This window comes from Enterococcus sp. DIV2467a (assembly GCF_050532945.1).
GTDB lineage: Bacteria > Bacillota > Bacilli > Lactobacillales > Enterococcaceae > Enterococcus > Enterococcus faecalis.
Map to the genome: position 1 here is coordinate 1,710,318 of NZ_CP172896.1, position 17,831 is coordinate 1,728,148.

At 38.8% G+C, this 17,831-nt stretch carries 15 protein-coding genes; all 15 read right to left on the reverse strand.

The window, feature by feature from the left end:
* Positions 1 to 17: 17 nt before the first annotated feature.
* The 15 genes from IGL80_RS08035 to IGL80_RS08105 all read right to left on the reverse strand — a co-directional run bounded on the left by IGL80_RS08035 (position 18) and on the right by IGL80_RS08105 (position 17,826).
* Positions 18 to 2,384 (reverse strand): endonuclease MutS2, encoded by a 2,367-nt coding sequence (locus IGL80_RS08035; RefSeq protein WP_002360409.1) that lies wholly within the window; start codon positions 2,382 to 2,384, stop codon positions 18 to 20.
* Between the two features lie 110 nt (positions 2,385 to 2,494).
* Positions 2,495 to 3,043: a CvpA family protein gene (locus IGL80_RS08040; protein ID WP_002357705.1), complete on the reverse strand. Its 549-nt coding sequence runs from the start codon at positions 3,041 to 3,043 to the stop codon at positions 2,495 to 2,497.
* 19 nt (positions 3,044 to 3,062) lie between these two features.
* Positions 3,063 to 3,506, reverse strand: a complete 444-nt coding sequence (zapA, locus tag IGL80_RS08045) for a cell division protein ZapA (RefSeq protein ID WP_002357706.1) — start codon at positions 3,504 to 3,506, stop codon at positions 3,063 to 3,065.
* A gap of 268 nt (positions 3,507 to 3,774) precedes the next feature.
* Complete coding sequence (locus IGL80_RS08050; protein ID WP_002360410.1) at positions 3,775 to 5,877, reverse strand: heavy metal translocating P-type ATPase; 2,103 nt, start codon at positions 5,875 to 5,877, stop codon at positions 3,775 to 3,777.
* A gap of 121 nt (positions 5,878 to 5,998) precedes the next feature.
* Positions 5,999 to 7,003, reverse strand: coding sequence for an ATP-binding cassette domain-containing protein (locus IGL80_RS08055; RefSeq protein WP_085366582.1), 1,005 nt, complete (start codon positions 7,001 to 7,003; stop codon positions 5,999 to 6,001).
* A complete protein-coding gene (gene modB, locus IGL80_RS08060; RefSeq protein ID WP_002360415.1) occupies positions 7,000 to 7,671 on the reverse strand; it encodes a molybdate ABC transporter permease subunit in 672 nt (223 codons plus the stop codon). The genes IGL80_RS08055 and modB overlap by 4 nt, the downstream gene beginning before the upstream one ends.
* A gap of 8 nt (positions 7,672 to 7,679) precedes the next feature.
* Positions 7,680 to 8,480: a molybdate ABC transporter substrate-binding protein gene (gene modA, locus IGL80_RS08065; RefSeq protein ID WP_002360416.1), complete on the reverse strand. Its 801-nt coding sequence runs from the start codon at positions 8,478 to 8,480 to the stop codon at positions 7,680 to 7,682.
* A gap of 18 nt (positions 8,481 to 8,498) precedes the next feature.
* The gene (locus IGL80_RS08070; RefSeq protein ID WP_002404375.1) at positions 8,499 to 9,470 is read right to left on the reverse strand and encodes a molybdopterin-binding protein; all 972 of its coding nucleotides are present in this window, start codon (positions 9,468 to 9,470) and stop codon (positions 8,499 to 8,501) included.
* A gap of 3 nt (positions 9,471 to 9,473) precedes the next feature.
* Complete coding sequence (locus IGL80_RS08075) at positions 9,474 to 9,956, reverse strand: MogA/MoaB family molybdenum cofactor biosynthesis protein (RefSeq protein ID WP_002360418.1); 483 nt, start codon at positions 9,954 to 9,956, stop codon at positions 9,474 to 9,476.
* Positions 9,949 to 10,383 (reverse strand): MOSC domain-containing protein, encoded by a 435-nt coding sequence (locus IGL80_RS08080; RefSeq protein ID WP_002357714.1) that lies wholly within the window; start codon positions 10,381 to 10,383, stop codon positions 9,949 to 9,951. The genes IGL80_RS08075 and IGL80_RS08080 overlap by 8 nt, the downstream gene beginning before the upstream one ends.
* Before the next feature lie 2 nt (positions 10,384 to 10,385).
* On the reverse strand, positions 10,386 to 11,360 hold the full coding sequence (gene moaA, locus IGL80_RS08085) for a GTP 3',8-cyclase MoaA (RefSeq protein WP_002360419.1): 975 nt from the start codon (positions 11,358 to 11,360) through the stop codon (positions 10,386 to 10,388).
* The gene (moaC, locus tag IGL80_RS08090; protein ID WP_002360420.1) at positions 11,357 to 11,866 is read right to left on the reverse strand and encodes a cyclic pyranopterin monophosphate synthase MoaC; all 510 of its coding nucleotides are present in this window, start codon (positions 11,864 to 11,866) and stop codon (positions 11,357 to 11,359) included. Before moaC ends, moaA begins: the two co-directional genes overlap by 4 nt.
* 718 nt (positions 11,867 to 12,584) lie before the next feature.
* Entirely contained in the window at positions 12,585 to 13,787 is a 1,203-nt protein-coding gene (locus tag IGL80_RS08095; RefSeq protein ID WP_002360421.1) for a molybdopterin molybdotransferase MoeA, read from the reverse strand.
* A 17-nt stretch (positions 13,788 to 13,804) separates the two neighbouring features.
* Positions 13,805 to 16,525 carry a formate dehydrogenase subunit alpha gene (fdhF, locus tag IGL80_RS08100; RefSeq protein WP_002404516.1) on the reverse strand — a complete coding sequence of 907 codons (2,721 nt, stop codon included), beginning with the start codon at positions 16,523 to 16,525 and terminating at the stop codon, positions 13,805 to 13,807.
* A 2-nt stretch (positions 16,526 to 16,527) separates the two neighbouring features.
* Positions 16,528 to 17,826 (reverse strand): complex I 51 kDa subunit family protein, encoded by a 1,299-nt coding sequence (locus tag IGL80_RS08105; RefSeq protein ID WP_002360423.1) that lies wholly within the window; start codon positions 17,824 to 17,826, stop codon positions 16,528 to 16,530.
* Positions 17,827 to 17,831 lie beyond the last annotated feature (5 nt).

Below are 17,831 nucleotides of genomic sequence, written 5' to 3' on the forward strand. Positions count from 1 at the left end.
TTATTGTAAGTCCTTATTTATTGGAATTTCACGACAGTCGCACCATTACCACCTTGGTTTTGTGGCGCAAATTCATAGCTTTTCACACTACGGTGATGTTTTAAAAATTCCGTTATTCCGGTTCTTAATGCACCTGTTCCTTTGCCGTGAACAATGGTTACTTGTGGATAGCCCGCTAGAATCGCAGCATCAATGTATTGGTCAACTTCTGCCAATGCTTCTTCGTAGCGTTTGCCACGTAAGTCTAGTTGTGTGCCAACATGACTGCTTTCTGCAGAACGAACCGTTGTAACTCTTGGTTTTGCTTCTTTTTGTGGAGCGACAGGCGTCATATCCTCTTCAGATACGTTCATTTTTAAAATGCCTAATTGGACTTGCCATTGTCCTTTGCCGTTGTCTTTTAATAAGGTCCCTCGTTGGCCGTAAGTATTGACAATTACTTCATCGCCAGCTTTTAATTTTTTCTGTTCTTTCGCCTTCTTCAGCACTTTGTTTTTAGCAAGCTTGGTTTCTTCATGGTGTAATTGAGAAAGTTGTGTTTTCGCATCAATTAACTGATGTTCTTTGACACCACCTTGTTGGCCACTTTCCAATTGCATTTTGCGAATATCAGAAATAATGGTTTCCGCATTTTCTTCCGCTTCTGCAATAATCTTATTCGCTTCTTTCCGCGCTTTTTGTAATTCTTTTTCTCGTTCTTCAAAAAACACTTGATAGGCTTCTTTCAGTTCCTTATGCAAAGCGGCCGATTCATCGACATAGTGGCGAGCTTCTAAATATTCAGTTTCGGCCATTTTGCGACGGTTTTCCAAGTCTTCAATCATTTCGTTTAAATCTTGACTTTCACCGTCCATTATTTGTTTTGCAGCCTCAATAATACTGTTGTCTAATCCAAGACGTTTCGAAATTTCAAAAGCATTACTTCGGCCAGGCACGCCAATTAATAAACGATAGGTTGGACTCAAGGTATCTACATCAAATTCCATACTGGCATTGATTGTTCCAGCTCGATTATAGCCATACACTTTTAATTCAGGATAATGGGTTGTTGCCATCACATAGGCTCCTTTAGCGCCCAATGAATCTAAAATGGCAATCGCTAAAGCGGCCCCTTCTTGCGGATCTGTCCCAGCACCTAATTCATCAAATAGTACTAAACTTTGATGATCGACTTTCTTTAAGACAGACACGATATTCGTCATATGTGAAGAGAAAGTACTTAAACTTTGTTCAATCGATTGTTCATCCCCGATATCCGCAAATACTTCTGTAAAAATCCCCATTTTACTCTCTTCTTCAACCGGAATAGGTAATCCAGCTTGACCCATTAATTGTAAAAGACCTAACGTTTTCAGAGTAATGGTTTTCCCGCCGGTATTAGGCCCTGTAATCACAATTGCTTGATATTCTTCTCCAATCACAATGTCATTGGCTACAGCTTTTTCTGGATCCAATAGTGGGTGCCGGGCTTGTTTAAAAACTACATGATTTGCTTGACTAATTTCTGGAACAACTGCTTTTAGTTCTTTTCCAAGTCGCGCCTTAGCATTAATAAAATCAAGTTTACCGATGACATAAGCATTATGCGTAATTTCTCGGCGATAAGGGACCAACTCAGCCGACAGTTCTGCCAAGATGCGAGTAATCTCATTTCTTTCGGCAATTTGTTGTTGTCGCAAACGATTATTCATTTCTAAAATTTGTTTAGGTTCAATAAATAAGGTTTGACCTGAAGCACTTTGGTCGTGAACCACGCCACCAAAAATATTTTTATATTCTTGTTTGACTGGAATCACGTAGCGTTCATTTCGCATAGTAACAAGGGCATCACTCAGATAACGTGCGTTTTTCCCACGAATAATACTATCTAGTTCTTCTCGAATGGTCTGCTCACTACGACGAATATTTTGTCGAATTGCCTTTAAGGCTGGCGAAGCTTCATCTGTGACGTAGCCATCATCATCAATGGCTTGTTTGAGTTGGCGATTTAATTCAGGCAAAACTTCTAGTTGCTCTCGCCACATATATAAACGTTCAAAATCCACTTCATTTTCACTTAACTCATCAAAAAAACGAGTCAGTTCTGAAGTAGTCGATAAGACACGACCTACTTGTGCTAATTCTACACCATTTAAATCCGCACCAATTTCAATCCGTTTCATGTGTGGTTGGATATTTTCTAATTTAGGAATGGGGATTCCACCACGTAATCGTTGAACTTTTAAACCATCCTGTGTTTCATTTAGCCATGCTTGAATTTTATTTTCATCAGCAATCGGTAATAATTCCGAAACTTCGTTTGTCCCCTGAGCTGTCACAATAAATTGCAACAACTGTTGTTTTACTTTATCAAACCCTAATGTTGATAGAATACGCTGATTCATTTTTCCACCTACTTTTCTAACTTTTTCATTTGTTGAAAAGACTGAGACATAACATAAGAAGTTTCGCTTTGCTCACTTACTTCTTATCTCTATCTCAGTCCCATTCAGCTTTATTTCGTAATTGGTTCAACCCATAATTCATATGCTTGTTTTGTTAGAATTGGGGTATTTTTTACAATGCCTCGTGCCAAGCCACTTGATCGAAACTGATTTTGGACAATATCTGACGGAATCATTGACGCCGTAGCTAACACTAGAAAAAGACCCACGTATAACACAAGAACACTTAATACGCCACCTAATAGTCCATTTACCTGTTTCAAAACTGGAATAAATGTTAATCCATGTAAAAAGATCGCTAAAAAACGAACGACCAACCAGCCTGCAAACAGCAATAATAAAAACGCAACCGCTGAATAAAAGGCTTTGTCCAAGTCTAAAGAAATCTCTTGATTAAAAAAGACAAGCTTTGACGTTGGCGTAACCGATGGATATGGAATATACAATTCTAAATGAGAGGCGACCTCTTTGTAATAAGTTCGAGCAACAAAATATGAAATTAAGTAACCTACCGAATAGAGCACTTGTAAAATCAAGCCTCGTTTAGCTCCTGTATAAAATCCAAAGGCTAAAAGTAATAAAATAAGTATTGTTAACATCTTGTCATCCTTTCAGGAACTACTCCGAAACACCTTTATTTTGAATCTGCTGTTTTCGATTTTCATTCAAAATTTGTTGGGCTTCCACATGATTATGAATTTCTACATCTTCTTGTCCATTCTTTTTCAAAACATCCCGTGCTTCTTCTTCGATAATTTCCATTCGGCGCACACGATTCTCTAATTCAGCCAAACGAATGGTTTTCTGTTTTAAATCTGCTACTTGTTTTTCCAATTTTAAAGCATATTCTTGTTTTTTTAGTTGATCTGAAATTGCATTAATTGCTAATAAAACAGAAGCTTGTTCCGTATCAGTTTGCGGAGAAAGATGTTTAATTTCCGCCAGTTGTTCGTTGACAATTTTTGTGACTAAATCCATATGTTGTTTTGACTCTTGGCCAATAATTGTATACGTATGGTCTGCAATGATTGCTTTATATCGTGTTTTTTCATTTGATGCCATGTTGAGGTTCCCTCCTGTAAATCAATCCATTCTTGCTTATTGTACCATGAAAAAAAAGCGAAGCGCAATTTTCGTACAAATTCTCTCTTATTATATGCCACAAAGCAAAAAATTTAAAGATTTCTTTACAAGAACTCTGGCAATTTAAGAACGAATAGAAATTGTGTAGGAGAAAAAGCGTGGAACAAAAAGTCAAAGTGATTTTTGTCCCACGCTCAAACTCTGATAATCAGCTAAAAATGTTTGTTTCAGCTGTACTTTTTAAGGCTTAGTTATTATCTTTCATCTTTTCTACACGTAAACAACGCATAGCATTTAATACAGCGATAATAGTTACACCAACATCAGCAAACACTGCTGCTTGCATTGAAGCCAAGCCTAATGCACCTAGTACCAAAACAATGATTTTAACAGCAATCGCAAAGATAATGTTTTGTTTAACAATTCTCAATGTTTTTCTTGATAATTTAATCGCAGAGGCGATACGACTTGGTTCATCATTCATAATCACCACATCAGCAGCTTCAATTGCCACGTCACTTCCTAAACCACCCATGGCAATCCCAACATCAGCCCGAGCTAAAACAGGTGCATCATTCATGCCGTCACCAACAAAGGCAACTTTGTTTTTAGGTGAAGATGCTTTTAACAACTCTTCTAAACGATCCACTTTGCCATCTGGTAAAAGTTCTGCATAAACTTTGTCAACACCAACTTCTTTTGCAATAGCTTCTGCAACCTGTTGATTGTCTCCAGTCAGCATAACAGTTTGTTTGACCCCTTCAGCTTTTAATTCTTTTATTGCTGAAATGGCGTCTGGTTTCAATTGATCCGCAATCACTAAGTAGCCTGCAAATTGATTATCAATAGCGACAAAAATTAAAGTTCCCGCTTCCTTCACTTCTGGTGCTTCGATACCAAATTGTTTCATTAACTTCGCATTACCGACTAAAACTGTTTTACCTTCAATTGTGGCTTTGATACCGTGTCCGGCAACCTCTTCAATTGCTGTTGCTGGAACAGTTTCTTTGCCATAGCTTTCTTTAATAGAAATAGCAATAGGATGAGTGGATAATTGTTCTGCTGTTGCTGTTAAACGTAACAACTCTTCTTCAGGTAAAACAACACTAGTTATGTTTTGAACCACAAAATTTCCTTTTGTTAGCGTACCAGTTTTATCAAAAACAATCGTTTTCGTATTCGCTAAAATTTCTAAATAGTTACTTCCTTTAATTAAAACACCTAGTTTACTGGCTCCGCCAATTCCACCGAAGAAACTTAAAGGAACAGAAATGACTAAGGCACATGGACAAGAAATAACCAAGAACGTTAATGCCCGATAAACCCATTCATTAATAGAAGTATCAGGGAAAATAAATGGTGGAATCACTGCCAATAAGACAGCTAAAACAACGACAACTGGTGTATAGTAACGAGCAAATTTAGAAATAAAGTTTTCTGCAGGGGCTTTTTTACTGCTAGCATTTTCAACTAAATCTAAAATTTTGCTAACTGTTGAATCCCCAAATTTTTTCGTAACATTAATGGTCAAGGCCCCATTTTTATTGATAAAACCACCTAAGATTTCATCGCCGACTTTGACCGTTCTTGGAACGGATTCACCAGTTAACGCAGAGGTATCTACCATGCTTGATCCATCAATAATTTGACCATCTAATGGAACTTTTTCACCTGGTTTCACTAATATTTGTTGCCCAATTTCAATTGTATCTGGAGCGACCGCTTTTATTTGTCCATTTACTAAAAGATTTGCTGAATCTGGACGAATATCCATTAATTTGGCAATTGATTTTCTGGATTGATCAACTGCAGCACTTTGGAACCATTCGCCGACTTGGTAGAATAACATTACTGCCACAGCTTCGGGATATTCCACAATAAAGAATGCCCCAATCGTTGCCACAGACATTAAGAAATTTTCATCAAACACTTCCCCACGAAAAATATTCGTTACCGCTCGTTTGACAATGTCGCCACCAATTAAGACATAAACGACTAAATAAGATGCCAAAGCAACCCAATTATTACTTGGTTTAATGATAATAAGTGCTAAAAATAAAACAAATGCAATAATGATACGAATTAAGCGATTCTTATTTGGATTACGTCCCTCTTCTTCTTTGACATCTTTTAAAGAAATAACTTTGACATCTGGTTCTAACTTACCAATCACTGCACGCGCTTCATTTTCGACTTCTAAATCATGTCCTGATTCAACTTCCAGTGTCATCTTTTCAGCCATGAAGTCCACACGCGCTTTTTCTACTCCGTGAATTTTTTGGACAGATTTTTCAATTTTGTCTGCGCAACTTGCACAATCAAGTCCTTCTAGTTTATAACTCTTTTGCATTTAAACACCTTCACTCCCTATATAATAGCGTTTATTCCGTTTACATGAATAACCTTTCATGAATCTATTATAAATGAAGATGCAATCATATGTCAACCGCTTCACGTAATCTTTTTCTATTTTATAGACATAATGGCATAATTGCTGTAGGTGGAATGGATAACTGAGTAATAACTTTCGGATTGAGTCTATTGCTCCCTTTCCACCAAATTTTGATTTGTTGGTGTTGAAACCAAGCACTTTGTTCAAAAGGTGCTGACAATGTTTGTAAGTGATGCACTTCGATTTGATTGGTTGCCTGCGGTTCTGTTGTGAAATCATGGGCCCGAATACCTATAGAATGACAAGAAATAGGAACTTCTTGTGTAACCGTTAGTGTTTGTTGCCAGCCAATCACTTGGACTCTGTGCGCATCTATGCGTTTGACAGGCCAAATATTTTTACAACCAGTGAGTTTAGCTGCTTCAATCGTTTGAGGTTGGTTAAATAATTGATTTGTTGCACCAAAAAGTGTTTGGTTTTTTGTGATTATCACTAAACTCTGACATAACTTATACAGTTCATCTAAACTATGACTCACAATTAAGGCATGTTGATTTAAATTACTTAATCGCTGTTGAAGTTCAATTTGCAGCTCTTCCTTTAAGGGTGCATCTAATGCGGAAAATGGCTCATCTAATAACAGGTAAGCCGGCTGAGCCGCTAGCATTCGCGCAAAAGCCACTCGCTGTCTTTGTCCTCCAGAAAGTTGACTAGGATATTGTTCTTGGACTTTAGTTAAGTGAAAAGATGCAAGCAATTGAGTGACCAATTGTAAATCTTTTGTCACGCACGTCAGATTTTCTACTACCGACAAATGAGGAAACAACGCATACTGTTGAAACAAAAGACCAATTTTTCGTTGTTGCGGCGACAAATTGATCTTTTGTTCAGCATCGAATAAGACTTGATCATTTAAAACAATCTGACCTTTATCCGCAGTCTCAACACCCGCAATACATTTTAATAACATACTCTTGCCACAACCAGAAGCACCTAAAATTCCTGTTGTTTGAGTCTTTGTTTCAAACTGAATTTGCAAAGTATGACTTTTCAATTCTTTTTGAATATCAACAATTAATCTCATTCCGATCTTCTCCAAGCGCGCTGACTAAAAAATTCCGTAAAAAATAAAATAATCAGGCAAAGTAATAACATAATTACAACATATTGATTGGCTAAACGCCAATCCCCACTTGCTACAGCAGAGTAGATAGCTAAAGGAAGCGTTCTTGTTTTACCAGCAATATTCCCTGCTAACATTGTCGTCGCTCCAAATTCGCCTAACCCACGGGCAAAGGCTAACACGCCACCGGCCAAGAGACCGTTCATCGACAAAGGTAACGCAATTTTTCTAAAATATCGACTTTCCGAAAATCCGAGTGTCTGGGCCACAGCCAACAATTCACTATCCATTTGTTCAAACGCCGTTAAGGCTGAACGATACATTAAAGGAAATGAAACAGCAACGGCAGCAATAACCGTAGCTGGCCACGAAAAAACAACTTGAATGGCAAAAAAATCAAGTAAAAACTGGCCCACTGGTTGCTGAACACCAAAAATAGTTAAGAGAAAAAAACCAAAAACAGTCGGCGGTAAAACTAATGGCAACGTAAATAAACTATTCAAAAGAATTTTTAATTTACGATTTTTCAAACGAAAAACAATATACGCAACGCCTGTTCCTAAAATAAAAGTAAATAAAATGGCGATTATTGCTGTCTGAAAAGATAAAAGAATTGGTCGAACATCCATTTTCCCACCTACTTTGTTAACTTAAAGCCAATATTTTCAAAATATTTTCTGCATTGTTGACTCTGTAAAAAATTTAAAAAAGCATCTGCTGATTTTTGTTTCTTAGAGGCGGCAACTTTACCAACTGGATAGATAATTGGCTTTTTCAAAGCAGCTTCAGGCATGGCCGCAACAATCGCTACTTTTGAATTGGTTGCTGCATCTGTCGCATAAACTAAGCCAGCTTCTGCACTTGCATTAGCTACCCATTCAAGAACTTCTGTTACATTCGTGCCAAAGCTTGCGTGTTTTTCTACATAAGACCAAGCGCCTAAAGCTTTTAAGCCTTCTTCGGCATATTGACCAGCTGGAACACTTGCAGGATCACCAATTGCTATCATTTGGGCTTTTTTTAAATCAGAAAAATCATGCCACTTTGCTTGATCTTGGTTAGGCACAATAAGAACGAGCTGGTTTTCCAATAAAGGAACGACACTTTTTTTATTAATTAGTTTTTCTGCAACCAATGCATTCATTTGTTTTGTCGAAGCTGAGAAAAATACATCGGCTTTTAGGCCTTTTTCAATTTGCATCTGTAATTTTCCAGAACTATCATAGGTTCCAGTTACCTGAATATCTGGATGCTCTTTTTCAAAGGCTGGAATAATTTTCTTCTCCATGACTGATTCTAAGCTAGCTGCTGCCGCAAGGGTTATTTCTTCTTTTTTTGTTGAAACTGTTTCTTTTTGCGGCTGATTTGTACATGCAGCAATTAGGGCAACTAAACTGAATAAACTAAGCAGGAACACAGCCTTTTTTTGTTTAGACATTTGAACGCCTCTTTTCTTTTATAAATACCCGCCATAACTCAAATCAATAATTTCAGATTTTTTAATCACTTCTTTGGCCATTAATCTTGGTAACAACAAATCAAAAACAGTTTTTTCTGAAAATAAAACACCACCTGGTAAGCCAATGATCGTTTGCTCTCCTTTATAACCTAGCAAAAACATTGAGCCTGGTAAGACTGGTGTCCCATGGGTTACGATTTCAGCACCTGTCTGCTTAATTGCTAACGGGGTCAAATCATCAGGATCTACACTCATACCACCTGTACAAACAATCAGATTAAGCCCTTGTGCTAACATCTTTTTGATCGCAACAGTAATTTTTTGCGGCTGATCATCGACAATTTCTTGCTTGACAATCGTAACTAAAGGATACGCGGAGAACTTGGCTTTTAACACAGGGTAAAAAGCATCCTCAACCAATCCTGTGTAAACTTCACTGCCAGTAGTTACAATCCCGACCCGTATTTTTTTGAAAGGTTTCACAGAGATTAGTGGCTCAGACGTGCTGAGCTGGCGTGCCTTTTCTAATTGGCTTTTAGAAATTGTTAGTGGAATCACTCGGAAGGCTGCAACTTTTTCATCTTTCTGAACTTCTATATTGGTAACTTTAGTTGACAAGGCGAGACCTTCAATTTCATTTAAAGCAATTAATTTTTCTCGATTGACTTTTAAAAGACCTCTCGTGCAAGCTTTAGCAACAATTTTTCCTTCATGGACTTCACTCGGCTGACATGAGTCATCTGTTAACAGGTTATACAAAAATGTCGCTGCCTCTTCTTCATGTATTTCTGCTGGATCCAAGGAAACAAACAGATGTTTTTTCCCTAATGATAAAAGAATTGGAATATCTTCTTGAACAACTATATGTCCTTTTTTAAAACACACTTCCTTGGTCTTTCCATAGTCAATTCGCGTAATATCATGACTCAACGGAAGGCCAACTGCCTCTTCTGTTCGAATTGTTTTCATGGTTTATTCCTCATCATGTATGATTTTTTTATTTGTGATTAAATCCAAAGCGTGGGGCAAAACAGGCAACAAAAAATGCAAATGTTCTGTTACACTTTTCGGGCTACCAGGCAAATTAACAATGAGCGTGCGTCCTCTTTGAACAGAAACGCCTCGACTTAACATAGCAAATGGTGTTTTTTCCAAGCTAAGTTGACGCAAGCCCTCACTGATTCCAGGAATGACTCGTTCTGCTACACGTAAGGTTGCTTCTGGGGTCCGATCTCGTTCACTCAATCCTGTGCCGCCTGTTGTTAAAATCAAATCACAGGTCTTAGACCACTCTTGCAATAGCTCTACTAATTGATTTTCTTCATCTGGTAAAATGGTTTGTTTCGTTACCTGGTAGAGCACAGGTAACTGTTCACGAATCAAGGGACCCGATTGGTCGACAGCAAGCCCTTGAAAGCAACGATCACTTAATGTTACAATGCCCACTTTAAACAACGTCTAACTGGTCTCCTTTTTTAATATGACCTTCTGTCACAACGACTGCAAAGATTCCTTCTCTAGGCATGATGCAATCGCCCACTCGCGCGTAAATCTGACAGTGTTTATGGCACTCTTTCCCAATTTGAGTAACCACCAATTCGGAATCGCCTATTTTCATTTTCGTTCCAACAGGTAATTGACGTAAATCAATCCCTGAGACGATAATATTTTCCCCGAAAGCACCATTGCCAACCCGAGCTCCTTTTTCATTGAAAGCCGTTATTTCTTCAAAAGATAACAAACTGACTTGTCGATGCCAATTCCCGCCGTGCGCATCATTTTCTAATCCGAAACCTTTAATTAAGTTGACTTCAGGAATTTCCTTTTTCTGTGTGCCTCTTCGCGGGCTAATATTTATTGCAATAATTTCTCCTGTTTTCATACTTACCCTCCTATTTGTGACATAAATCGTTGTTCTCCTTGTTGTTCCAAGAAAAGATGTTTTTCAGGCTTACAGGCAATGCCACTCTTGATAATCCCTAACAATTCTGCTGTTTGTTCCTTAGCTAAAGCTTCCTTTAACGAGTAGCCGTCTGCAGAATGCAGGCACGTTTTTAAATGGCCGTCTGCAGTAATTCGGATTCGATTGCACGTCTCGCAAAAACAATGCCCTAATGCACTAATAAAACCTATTTTCCCTTTAAAATCTTTTAAGGCGTAATAACTAGCAGGGCCATTGCCCAATGGTTTTTGGTATGGTTGCAACGTTCCATAATATTTGGTTAAAATGGCTTCTACTTCTTCTTGTTGCTTACCTGGATGCTCCTTCCCTAATCCAATTGGCATCATTTCAATGAAACGAAGATGCACAGTCTCTTTCTTAGCGATTTCAGCCAGTTCTACAATTGTTGCTTCACTTAGCTCTTTCCTAGCTACAGTATTAATTTTGATATTAGGTAATCCCACATCAATCGCTTGTTCTAAGCCCGCCAGAATATTCCTTAACTGACCAACTCTTGTTATTTCTCGAAATTCTTCTGGATCCAAAGTGTCTAAGCTAATATTAATGCCGTCCAAGCCCGCCTCTTTTAATCCTTGAGCCTCACGAGCTAACTTCATGCCATTAGTCGTTAGGGTTACTTTTTCGATGCCTGAGATTTGCTTTATCCTTTTAATTAAAGAGAGTAAATTCGGTCTAACAAGCGGTTCACCACCTGTTAATTTAACTTTTTTGATGCCTTCTTTCGCTAGTATCCTCAATAAAAAAATAATCTCATCATCTGTTAGAAGCTGCTCTTTTTTTAAAAAGCAAAGACCTGTTGCTGGCATGCAATACGTGCAACGTAAGTCACAACGATCTGTTAAAGACAAACGAACATAATCAATTTCACGGTTAAATGCATCTTTCATGCTGTTCACTCATCACTTTCCTTTGATTTAATTGAAGAACGAATGAAATGACCACTGCGTCCACCATTTTTCTCTAATAAACCAATGTTTGTCATTGTCATTCCGCGATCAATTGCTTTACACATGTCATAAATTGTTAAGAGTGCTGCCTGCACACCTGTTAGCGCTTCCATTTCAACGCCAGTTGAACCCACTGTTTTTGTAAAGCAACGTACTTCTAAACAAGTTTGATTGCGCCAATTAAACTGAATTTCACACTTTGTCAAAGCAACCAAATGACACAAAGGAATCCATTCAAACGTTCGTTTTGCCGCGGTAATCCCAGCGACTCTTGCTACCTGTAATACTTCACCTTTTTTAATCATTTGGGTCTGGATCGCTTCTGCTGTCGCTTCCAACATGTGAATTTCTCCATAAGCGAGGGCTGTTCTTTGAGTGTCATTTTTTTCCGAAATATCAACCATATGCACTTCTCCTTGTGTATTCAAGTGCGTAAATTCCTTACTTTGAACCATTTCTCCACCTCACATTTGACATTTGTTAACGTTTACACAATACTTCTTTTTCAAGTGTATCACTCTTGCATCAAAAAAACAATCTGGCATCCATAATTTTTTTTAGTGAGAAATCGAAGTTAAAAATGTTAAGCGACAAAAATTACGTGATTCGCTTAGCCTGACCAGACTTTTGTCTAAGTCTTAAAACTTGATAAGTAATAAGAGGTCGGGACAGAAGTGCTTAACTCCGAGAACCAAGTAGGTACTGTTCAACATCTATTTGCTTTGCAAATAGTGTTTCTCAGCAATAAGAAGAAATTTCCGAAAATTGTCATAAAACACAACGAGGAACGAGTTGATGTTGCATGATACCTACCCGGTGTTCTTTAATTTTTGGAGACCAAGTAGGTATTGTTCATCATCGAATCACTACGTTCTTCGTGATTCTCAACAATTTCGGCTTATTTCCGAAGGACCTTCACCAAGTAGGTACGATGATTTCATCTGTTCATGCTTCACAGTGAAACATCGCAACTCTTAGAGCTGTAGCTCTTTTGAAGGCTGTACTGTGACGAGACGCATGTCGAGAAAACACCTTAGAAGTTGTTGAGATCGGAGCAACGCGTAGTGTTGCTTCTGTTCCCGCCGTTTATCAATTTTTAAGCCTGGAACAAAAATCCAAAGTGATTTTTGTTCCAGGCTCTTACTTTCATACTAATCTTAGGTCAGGTTGTCATCAAGTTTGCCAATAATAGACTTTTACAAGCGCGCCTTTTTTGAGTAGTACACCAGCTGGTTGTTCTAGCAGGCAATTTGTTTCTAAAGTATTTGATAAATTGGATGAAAGATGACTTTTTGTCACTAAATTTACTTTGCCATCTATTTCTTTCGCTCGGTAAAATCGACGTAGTCTACTGGGGGCTAATTCATGCGCTAAAATTACTGTTCGTTCCTTGAGATTTAACTCGACACAATTAAAAAAAGTAGCTAATAATGTCCAGTAAAAAAGATGTAAATTAACCATTGCCGCAAACGGATTGCCTGAAACGCTTAAAATGAGTGTTTCTTGAAATTGACTTCCCATAACTGGGGTTCCAGGTTTCATATTTACAAAATGAAACAACTCTGTTCCTCCGATACGTTTAATCGCTAAAGGTAAATTGTCCTTTTCACCTACCGAAACACCACCACAAGTAATTAATACATCAAGTTTTGGTGAAATCTCAATCAGCCTCTTCGCTAATTCTTCAGGGTCATCTGAACAATGGTCTAGGTGGATTACTTCATTACCACTCGCTTTGACAAAAGCTGCTAACATGTAGAGATTACTATTATAAATTTTCCCAACTGACAGTGGTTCTTCCAAAGAAACTAACTCACTACCGGTCGCTAAAATCCCCACCTTCATGCGCTTCAAAACAACAACTTTATCAATCCCTTGCATTGCCAACAGACCAATCATGCGACTATTAATCTGTTGATGTTTTGCTAAAATTTTTTGCTGAAAAGCAATATCTTCTCCAATTTCCGCATAGTTTTGGCCCGCAGTGACAGAGCGAAAAATTTTAACATGGTCCTGCCCAAAATCCGTCCATTCTTGTGGTACTACAGCATCAAAATCGGTTGGAATAAAAGCACCTGTCGTTATTTTAATCGCACAGTTATTCGTCTGATTACAATAAAACATGGAATCCCCTGCCACTAAAGAACCGACGACTTTTAAACAACTTGGGCTTTCAGCAGTCGCACCTCGTGTTTCTACTGCACGAACGGCATACCCATCCATCCCGGCACGAGGAAAATGAGGAATCGCTGTCTCTGCAAAAATGGTTTCTCCGCTAATCCGTCCCAAAGAATCAAGCAGCGCCACTTCTTCTGTTTCACATTGACTCTTCATATGTTGGGTCATTTTCTCTCGTGCTTCTTCCAACTCGATCATGTTTTAACCATCCTTTTTTATTTATTCACTGGTTTAATCGCAACGGCACAAACTTTATATTCAGGAATTGTGGCGATATCATCAAATACAGCATTGGTGATTTCGTTAACATTCCCATCTGGAAAGTGGAATGTCATAAAGACTTCTTGCGGAAATACTCGATTTCCGACAGCCGCATAGGTTTCGATTTTGCCACGTCGAGAATGAACTTCAACTTTGTCACCTTCTTGGATTCCCAGAGCTTGTGCATCGACTGCATTTATCTCAATATAAGAGTGATTCGCTATTTGGTTAATCCCTTCCGTTCGTCCTGTCATTGCTCGGGTATTGTAATGGTAAAGCATTCGGCCTGTCGACATTAAATACGGGTACTCTTCATCTGGTAATTCTTGTGCTTGCTTATACGGAATTGCTTTAAATAAACCTTTCCCACGAGCAAAACTGCCCACATGCATAATCGGCGTACCTGGATCTGTCAAGCTACGACAAGGCCATTGTAAGCTCTCCTTCTCTAATCGTTCATAATTAATTCCACCAAACGAAGGCGTCACAGCTGAAATTTCTTCCATAATTTCTTTTGCAGATTCATACGCACAAGGATAGCCCATTCGTGTCATGACTTCACAAAAAATTTCATAGTCTTCTCGCGCTTGTCCTCTTGGTTCAACAGCTTTACGGACTCTTTGCACGCGCCGTTCTGTATTTGTAAATGTCCCGTCTTTTTCTGCATAACTGATGCCTGGTAAAACGACATCTGCATAAGCAGCCGTTTCGGTCATAAATAATTCTTGAACAACTAAAAAGTCTAAACTTTCTAAAGCTTGACGAACATGTCCTGTGTCTGGATCCGTAACAATTGGATCTTCTCCAAAAATATAAAGGCATTTGACGTTTCCTGCCGTTGCTGCTGGTAAGACTTTAGTAGAAGTTAAACCTGTGTTTCGATTTAACGGCACATGCCAAGCTTTTTCAAATTTGTCGATTACTTCTGGATTGTTGACTTTTTGATAGCCTGGGAAATCATAAGGCATACAGCCCATATCGCAAGCACCTTGAACATTATTTTGACCTCGCAAAGGATTGACACCACAGCCTGGTTTTCCAACTTTACCAACCAACATTGCCAAATTAGACATACTCATAACACCCTCAGTTCCTGTCGAGTGTTCCGTTACGCCTAAACAATAAATGATTGGTGCTTTCTCTGCTTTTGCATACATGCGTGCTGCTTGAATTAAATCTTCTGGATGAATATGACAAATTTCTGCGACTTTTTCCGGCGTATAATCAGCCACCATTTTTTCTAAATCTAAAAATCCTTCTGTCCGTTCTTCAATAAAATGGCGATCTGCTAAACCTTCTTTCAAAATCACATGCATCATGCCATTAGCAAATGCGACATTCGTTCCCGCCTGAACTTGTAAATGCAGCGCAATATCCTTCACTAAGTTAATTTTCCGCGGATCAACAACAACAACTTGCGTTCCTCTTTGGATGGCTTGGCGAATTTGCGCACCAATAACTGGATGAGCTTCTTCTGGATTGGAACCTACTAATAAAATCATGTCGACATCTTCAGTGATATCAGCAATAGGATTAGTCATCGCACCAGAGCCTAAGGTTTGGGCTAAACCATGGACTGAAGCCGAATGACAAACACGGGCACAGTTATCAACATTATTGGTACCAAAAGCAGCACGCACCATTTTTTGAAAGACATAATTATCTTCATTTGTCGCTCTAGAGCACGAAAAACCAGCAAGAGCATCCGGACCGTTTTCTGCTTTAATTTCGTTAAATTTTGACGAAACAAGCGTTAAGGCTTCTTCCCAAGAAGCAGGTTCAAAAATCCCATTCCGTTTAATTAATGGCTCCGTTAAGCGATCTCCTGACCCAACAAATTTATATGAAGCAAATTTTCCTTTCACACAAAGTAAATTTTTATTAGCTGGTCCATCCAGGGGTTCAACACCCACCAAACGATTATTTTTAACGAGTAAATTCATCTGACAGCCTGTCCCACAATGCGGACAAGTTGTAGGAATTTTCTGGGTTTCCCATTTGCGGTACTCTTTCGTATCTTTTGCTGTTAACGCTCCCGTAGGACAGGAAGAGACACAATTGCCACATGATTCACAGATAGATTGATCAAACGCCTGCCCATAACTCGGCATCATTTTTGTTTCAAAGCCACGATTAGCAATACTGAGTACATCTCTTCCCTGCCGCAATTGACAGACACGAGCACAACGACGACACATGATACACTTTTCTGGATCATAAGAGAAAAATGGATTACTGGTATCTTCTTGATGGCAAGGCATTCTTTTTCCCTCGGTAAAGCTAGTGGCATCAATCCCATAATCTAGCGCATACTGTTGTAATTGACAATCCCCGTTTTTTCCACAAGAAAAACAGTCTAATTTATGATTACTCAATAATAAATCAAGAATAAAACGTCTGGAATCAGCAACTTTTTCAGAATGTGTTGCCACAACCATGTCCTCTTGACAATGTGCCGTACAAGCAGTTGTTAAGCCACCACGTCGGCCGCCTTCCACCTCAACCACGCACATCCGACAAGAACCATCAGGTGCTAATTCCTTTAAATGACAGAGCGTTGGAATTTCAACACCTAGCCCTTTCGCTGCTTCGAGAATAGTAGTCCCTTTAGGCACAGTTACTTCTTGGTTATCAATAGACAACGTAACTGTTTGCGTATGCAACTTTGTTTTCATTTTTACCAACCTCCTTTGCTGGTGGCATAGATTTCTGTTTCAGCAGTCGTTTCAAATTCTTCTGGAAACAAAGCCAATGCACTCTTCATTGGATTTGCGACGGATTGGCCCAAACCACAAGCTGATAATCGCGTGACATGTGTGAGCATCTTTTCCAATCGTGGCAAATCACTAGCTGTTGCCTCGTTCCGATTGAATTTACTCAATAATTCCAAAATCCTAGTTGTTCCCAATCGACAAGGGGTGCATTTACCACAGGACTCATGAGCAAAAAAGGCCGCCACGTGTACTAAATAGTCCACAACATTGACTGAATCATCCATTACTACAATTGCGCCAGAGCCGACAGATAAGTCATGGGCCCATAAATCTTCGTAGGAATACAAACAATCCGTTAACGTTGCGACAGCACCAATTGGACCGGATTGTCCACCGAAGTGAATAAATTTCAATGCTCGACCAGTTGCAGAGCCTCCGCCGTATTGCTCGCCATAAATTATTTCTTCTAATGGTGTTCCAAGATTGACCTCGTATAAGCCCCGATTTTTAATATGTCCAGACAAACAAATTAGCTTTGTGCCGCCACCATCGGCCGTACCCATCTCTAAAAAGGCTTGTCCACCTTCTCGTAAAATTATAGGAACACTTGCAAATGATTCAACATTATTCACTAATGTTGGTTGCAAATATAAACCAACATCTGCTAAGTGTGGAGGTTTGACACGCGGCCGCCCCGTTTTTCCTTCAATTGAATTTAAAAGTGCTGAATTTTCCCCACAAATATAGGCGCCAGCACCAGAAATAATCGTAATATCATAATTGAATCCTTCAATTCCTAAAATGTTTTCCCCTAAAAAGCCAGCTTGTCGTGCATTATCGAGTGCTTCTTGAAATGTTTTTTGGATTCTGCGATATTCTCCTCGCATATAAATATAACCTGCTTTTGCTGAAAATAAATAGCCAGCAATGATCATTCCTTCAATCACACTCAATGGATCTTCAGATAAAAGTACTTTATCCTTAAAGGTCCCTGGTTCGCCTTCATCAGCATTACAAACAATGTACTTTGTGGTTCCTTTTGCATGATAAAGATGGCGCCATTTTTTTCCTAAAGGATAGGCTGCTCCACCGCGACCTCTTAAGTGAGCAACATCCAGTTCGTTTAAAATTTCTTCATCCGATAGTGAAATTGCTCTTTTTAAACCATCAAATCCATCGTATTTACAATATTCAGCAACATCGGTCGCAGATTGCATTTTTCCCATTCTCTCTAATAACATTGGTTGGTTTCTCTTAAGCATTGACT

What these genes read in the sequence shown, in the direction of transcription:
- IGL80_RS08055 (WP_085366582.1), bottom strand. Translation starts at nt 7,003, where the DNA reads ATGAGATTAATTGTTGATATTCAAAAAGAATTGAAAAGTCATACTTTG.
- IGL80_RS08080 (WP_002357714.1), bottom strand. Translation starts at nt 10,383, where the DNA reads ATGAAAACAGGAGAAATTATTGCAATAAATATTAGCCCGCGAAGAGGC.
- IGL80_RS08095 (WP_002360421.1), bottom strand. Translation starts at nt 13,787, where the DNA reads ATGATCGAGTTGGAAGAAGCACGAGAGAAAATGACCCAACATATGAAG.
- fdhF (WP_002404516.1), bottom strand. Translation starts at nt 16,525, where the DNA reads ATGAAAACAAAGTTGCATACGCAAACAGTTACGTTGTCTATTGATAAC.
- modB (WP_002360415.1), bottom strand. Translation starts at nt 7,671, where the DNA reads ATGGATGTTCGACCAATTCTTTTATCTTTTCAGACAGCAATAATCGCC.
- zapA (WP_002357706.1), bottom strand. Translation starts at nt 3,506, where the DNA reads ATGGCATCAAATGAAAAAACACGATATAAAGCAATCATTGCAGACCAT.
- IGL80_RS08050 (WP_002360410.1), bottom strand. Translation starts at nt 5,877, where the DNA reads ATGCAAAAGAGTTATAAACTAGAAGGACTTGATTGTGCAAGTTGCGCA.
- IGL80_RS08035 (WP_002360409.1), bottom strand. Translation starts at nt 2,384, where the DNA reads ATGAATCAGCGTATTCTATCAACATTAGGGTTTGATAAAGTAAAACAA.
- IGL80_RS08105 (WP_002360423.1), bottom strand. Translation starts at nt 17,826, where the DNA reads ATGCTTAAGAGAAACCAACCAATGTTATTAGAGAGAATGGGAAAAATG.
- IGL80_RS08040 (WP_002357705.1), bottom strand. Translation starts at nt 3,043, where the DNA reads ATGTTAACAATACTTATTTTATTACTTTTAGCCTTTGGATTTTATACA.
- IGL80_RS08070 (WP_002404375.1), bottom strand. Translation starts at nt 9,470, where the DNA reads ATGAAAACAATTCGAACAGAAGAGGCAGTTGGCCTTCCGTTGAGTCAT.
- moaC (WP_002360420.1), bottom strand. Translation starts at nt 11,866, where the DNA reads ATGGTTCAAAGTAAGGAATTTACGCACTTGAATACACAAGGAGAAGTG.
- modA (WP_002360416.1), bottom strand. Translation starts at nt 8,480, where the DNA reads ATGTCTAAACAAAAAAAGGCTGTGTTCCTGCTTAGTTTATTCAGTTTA.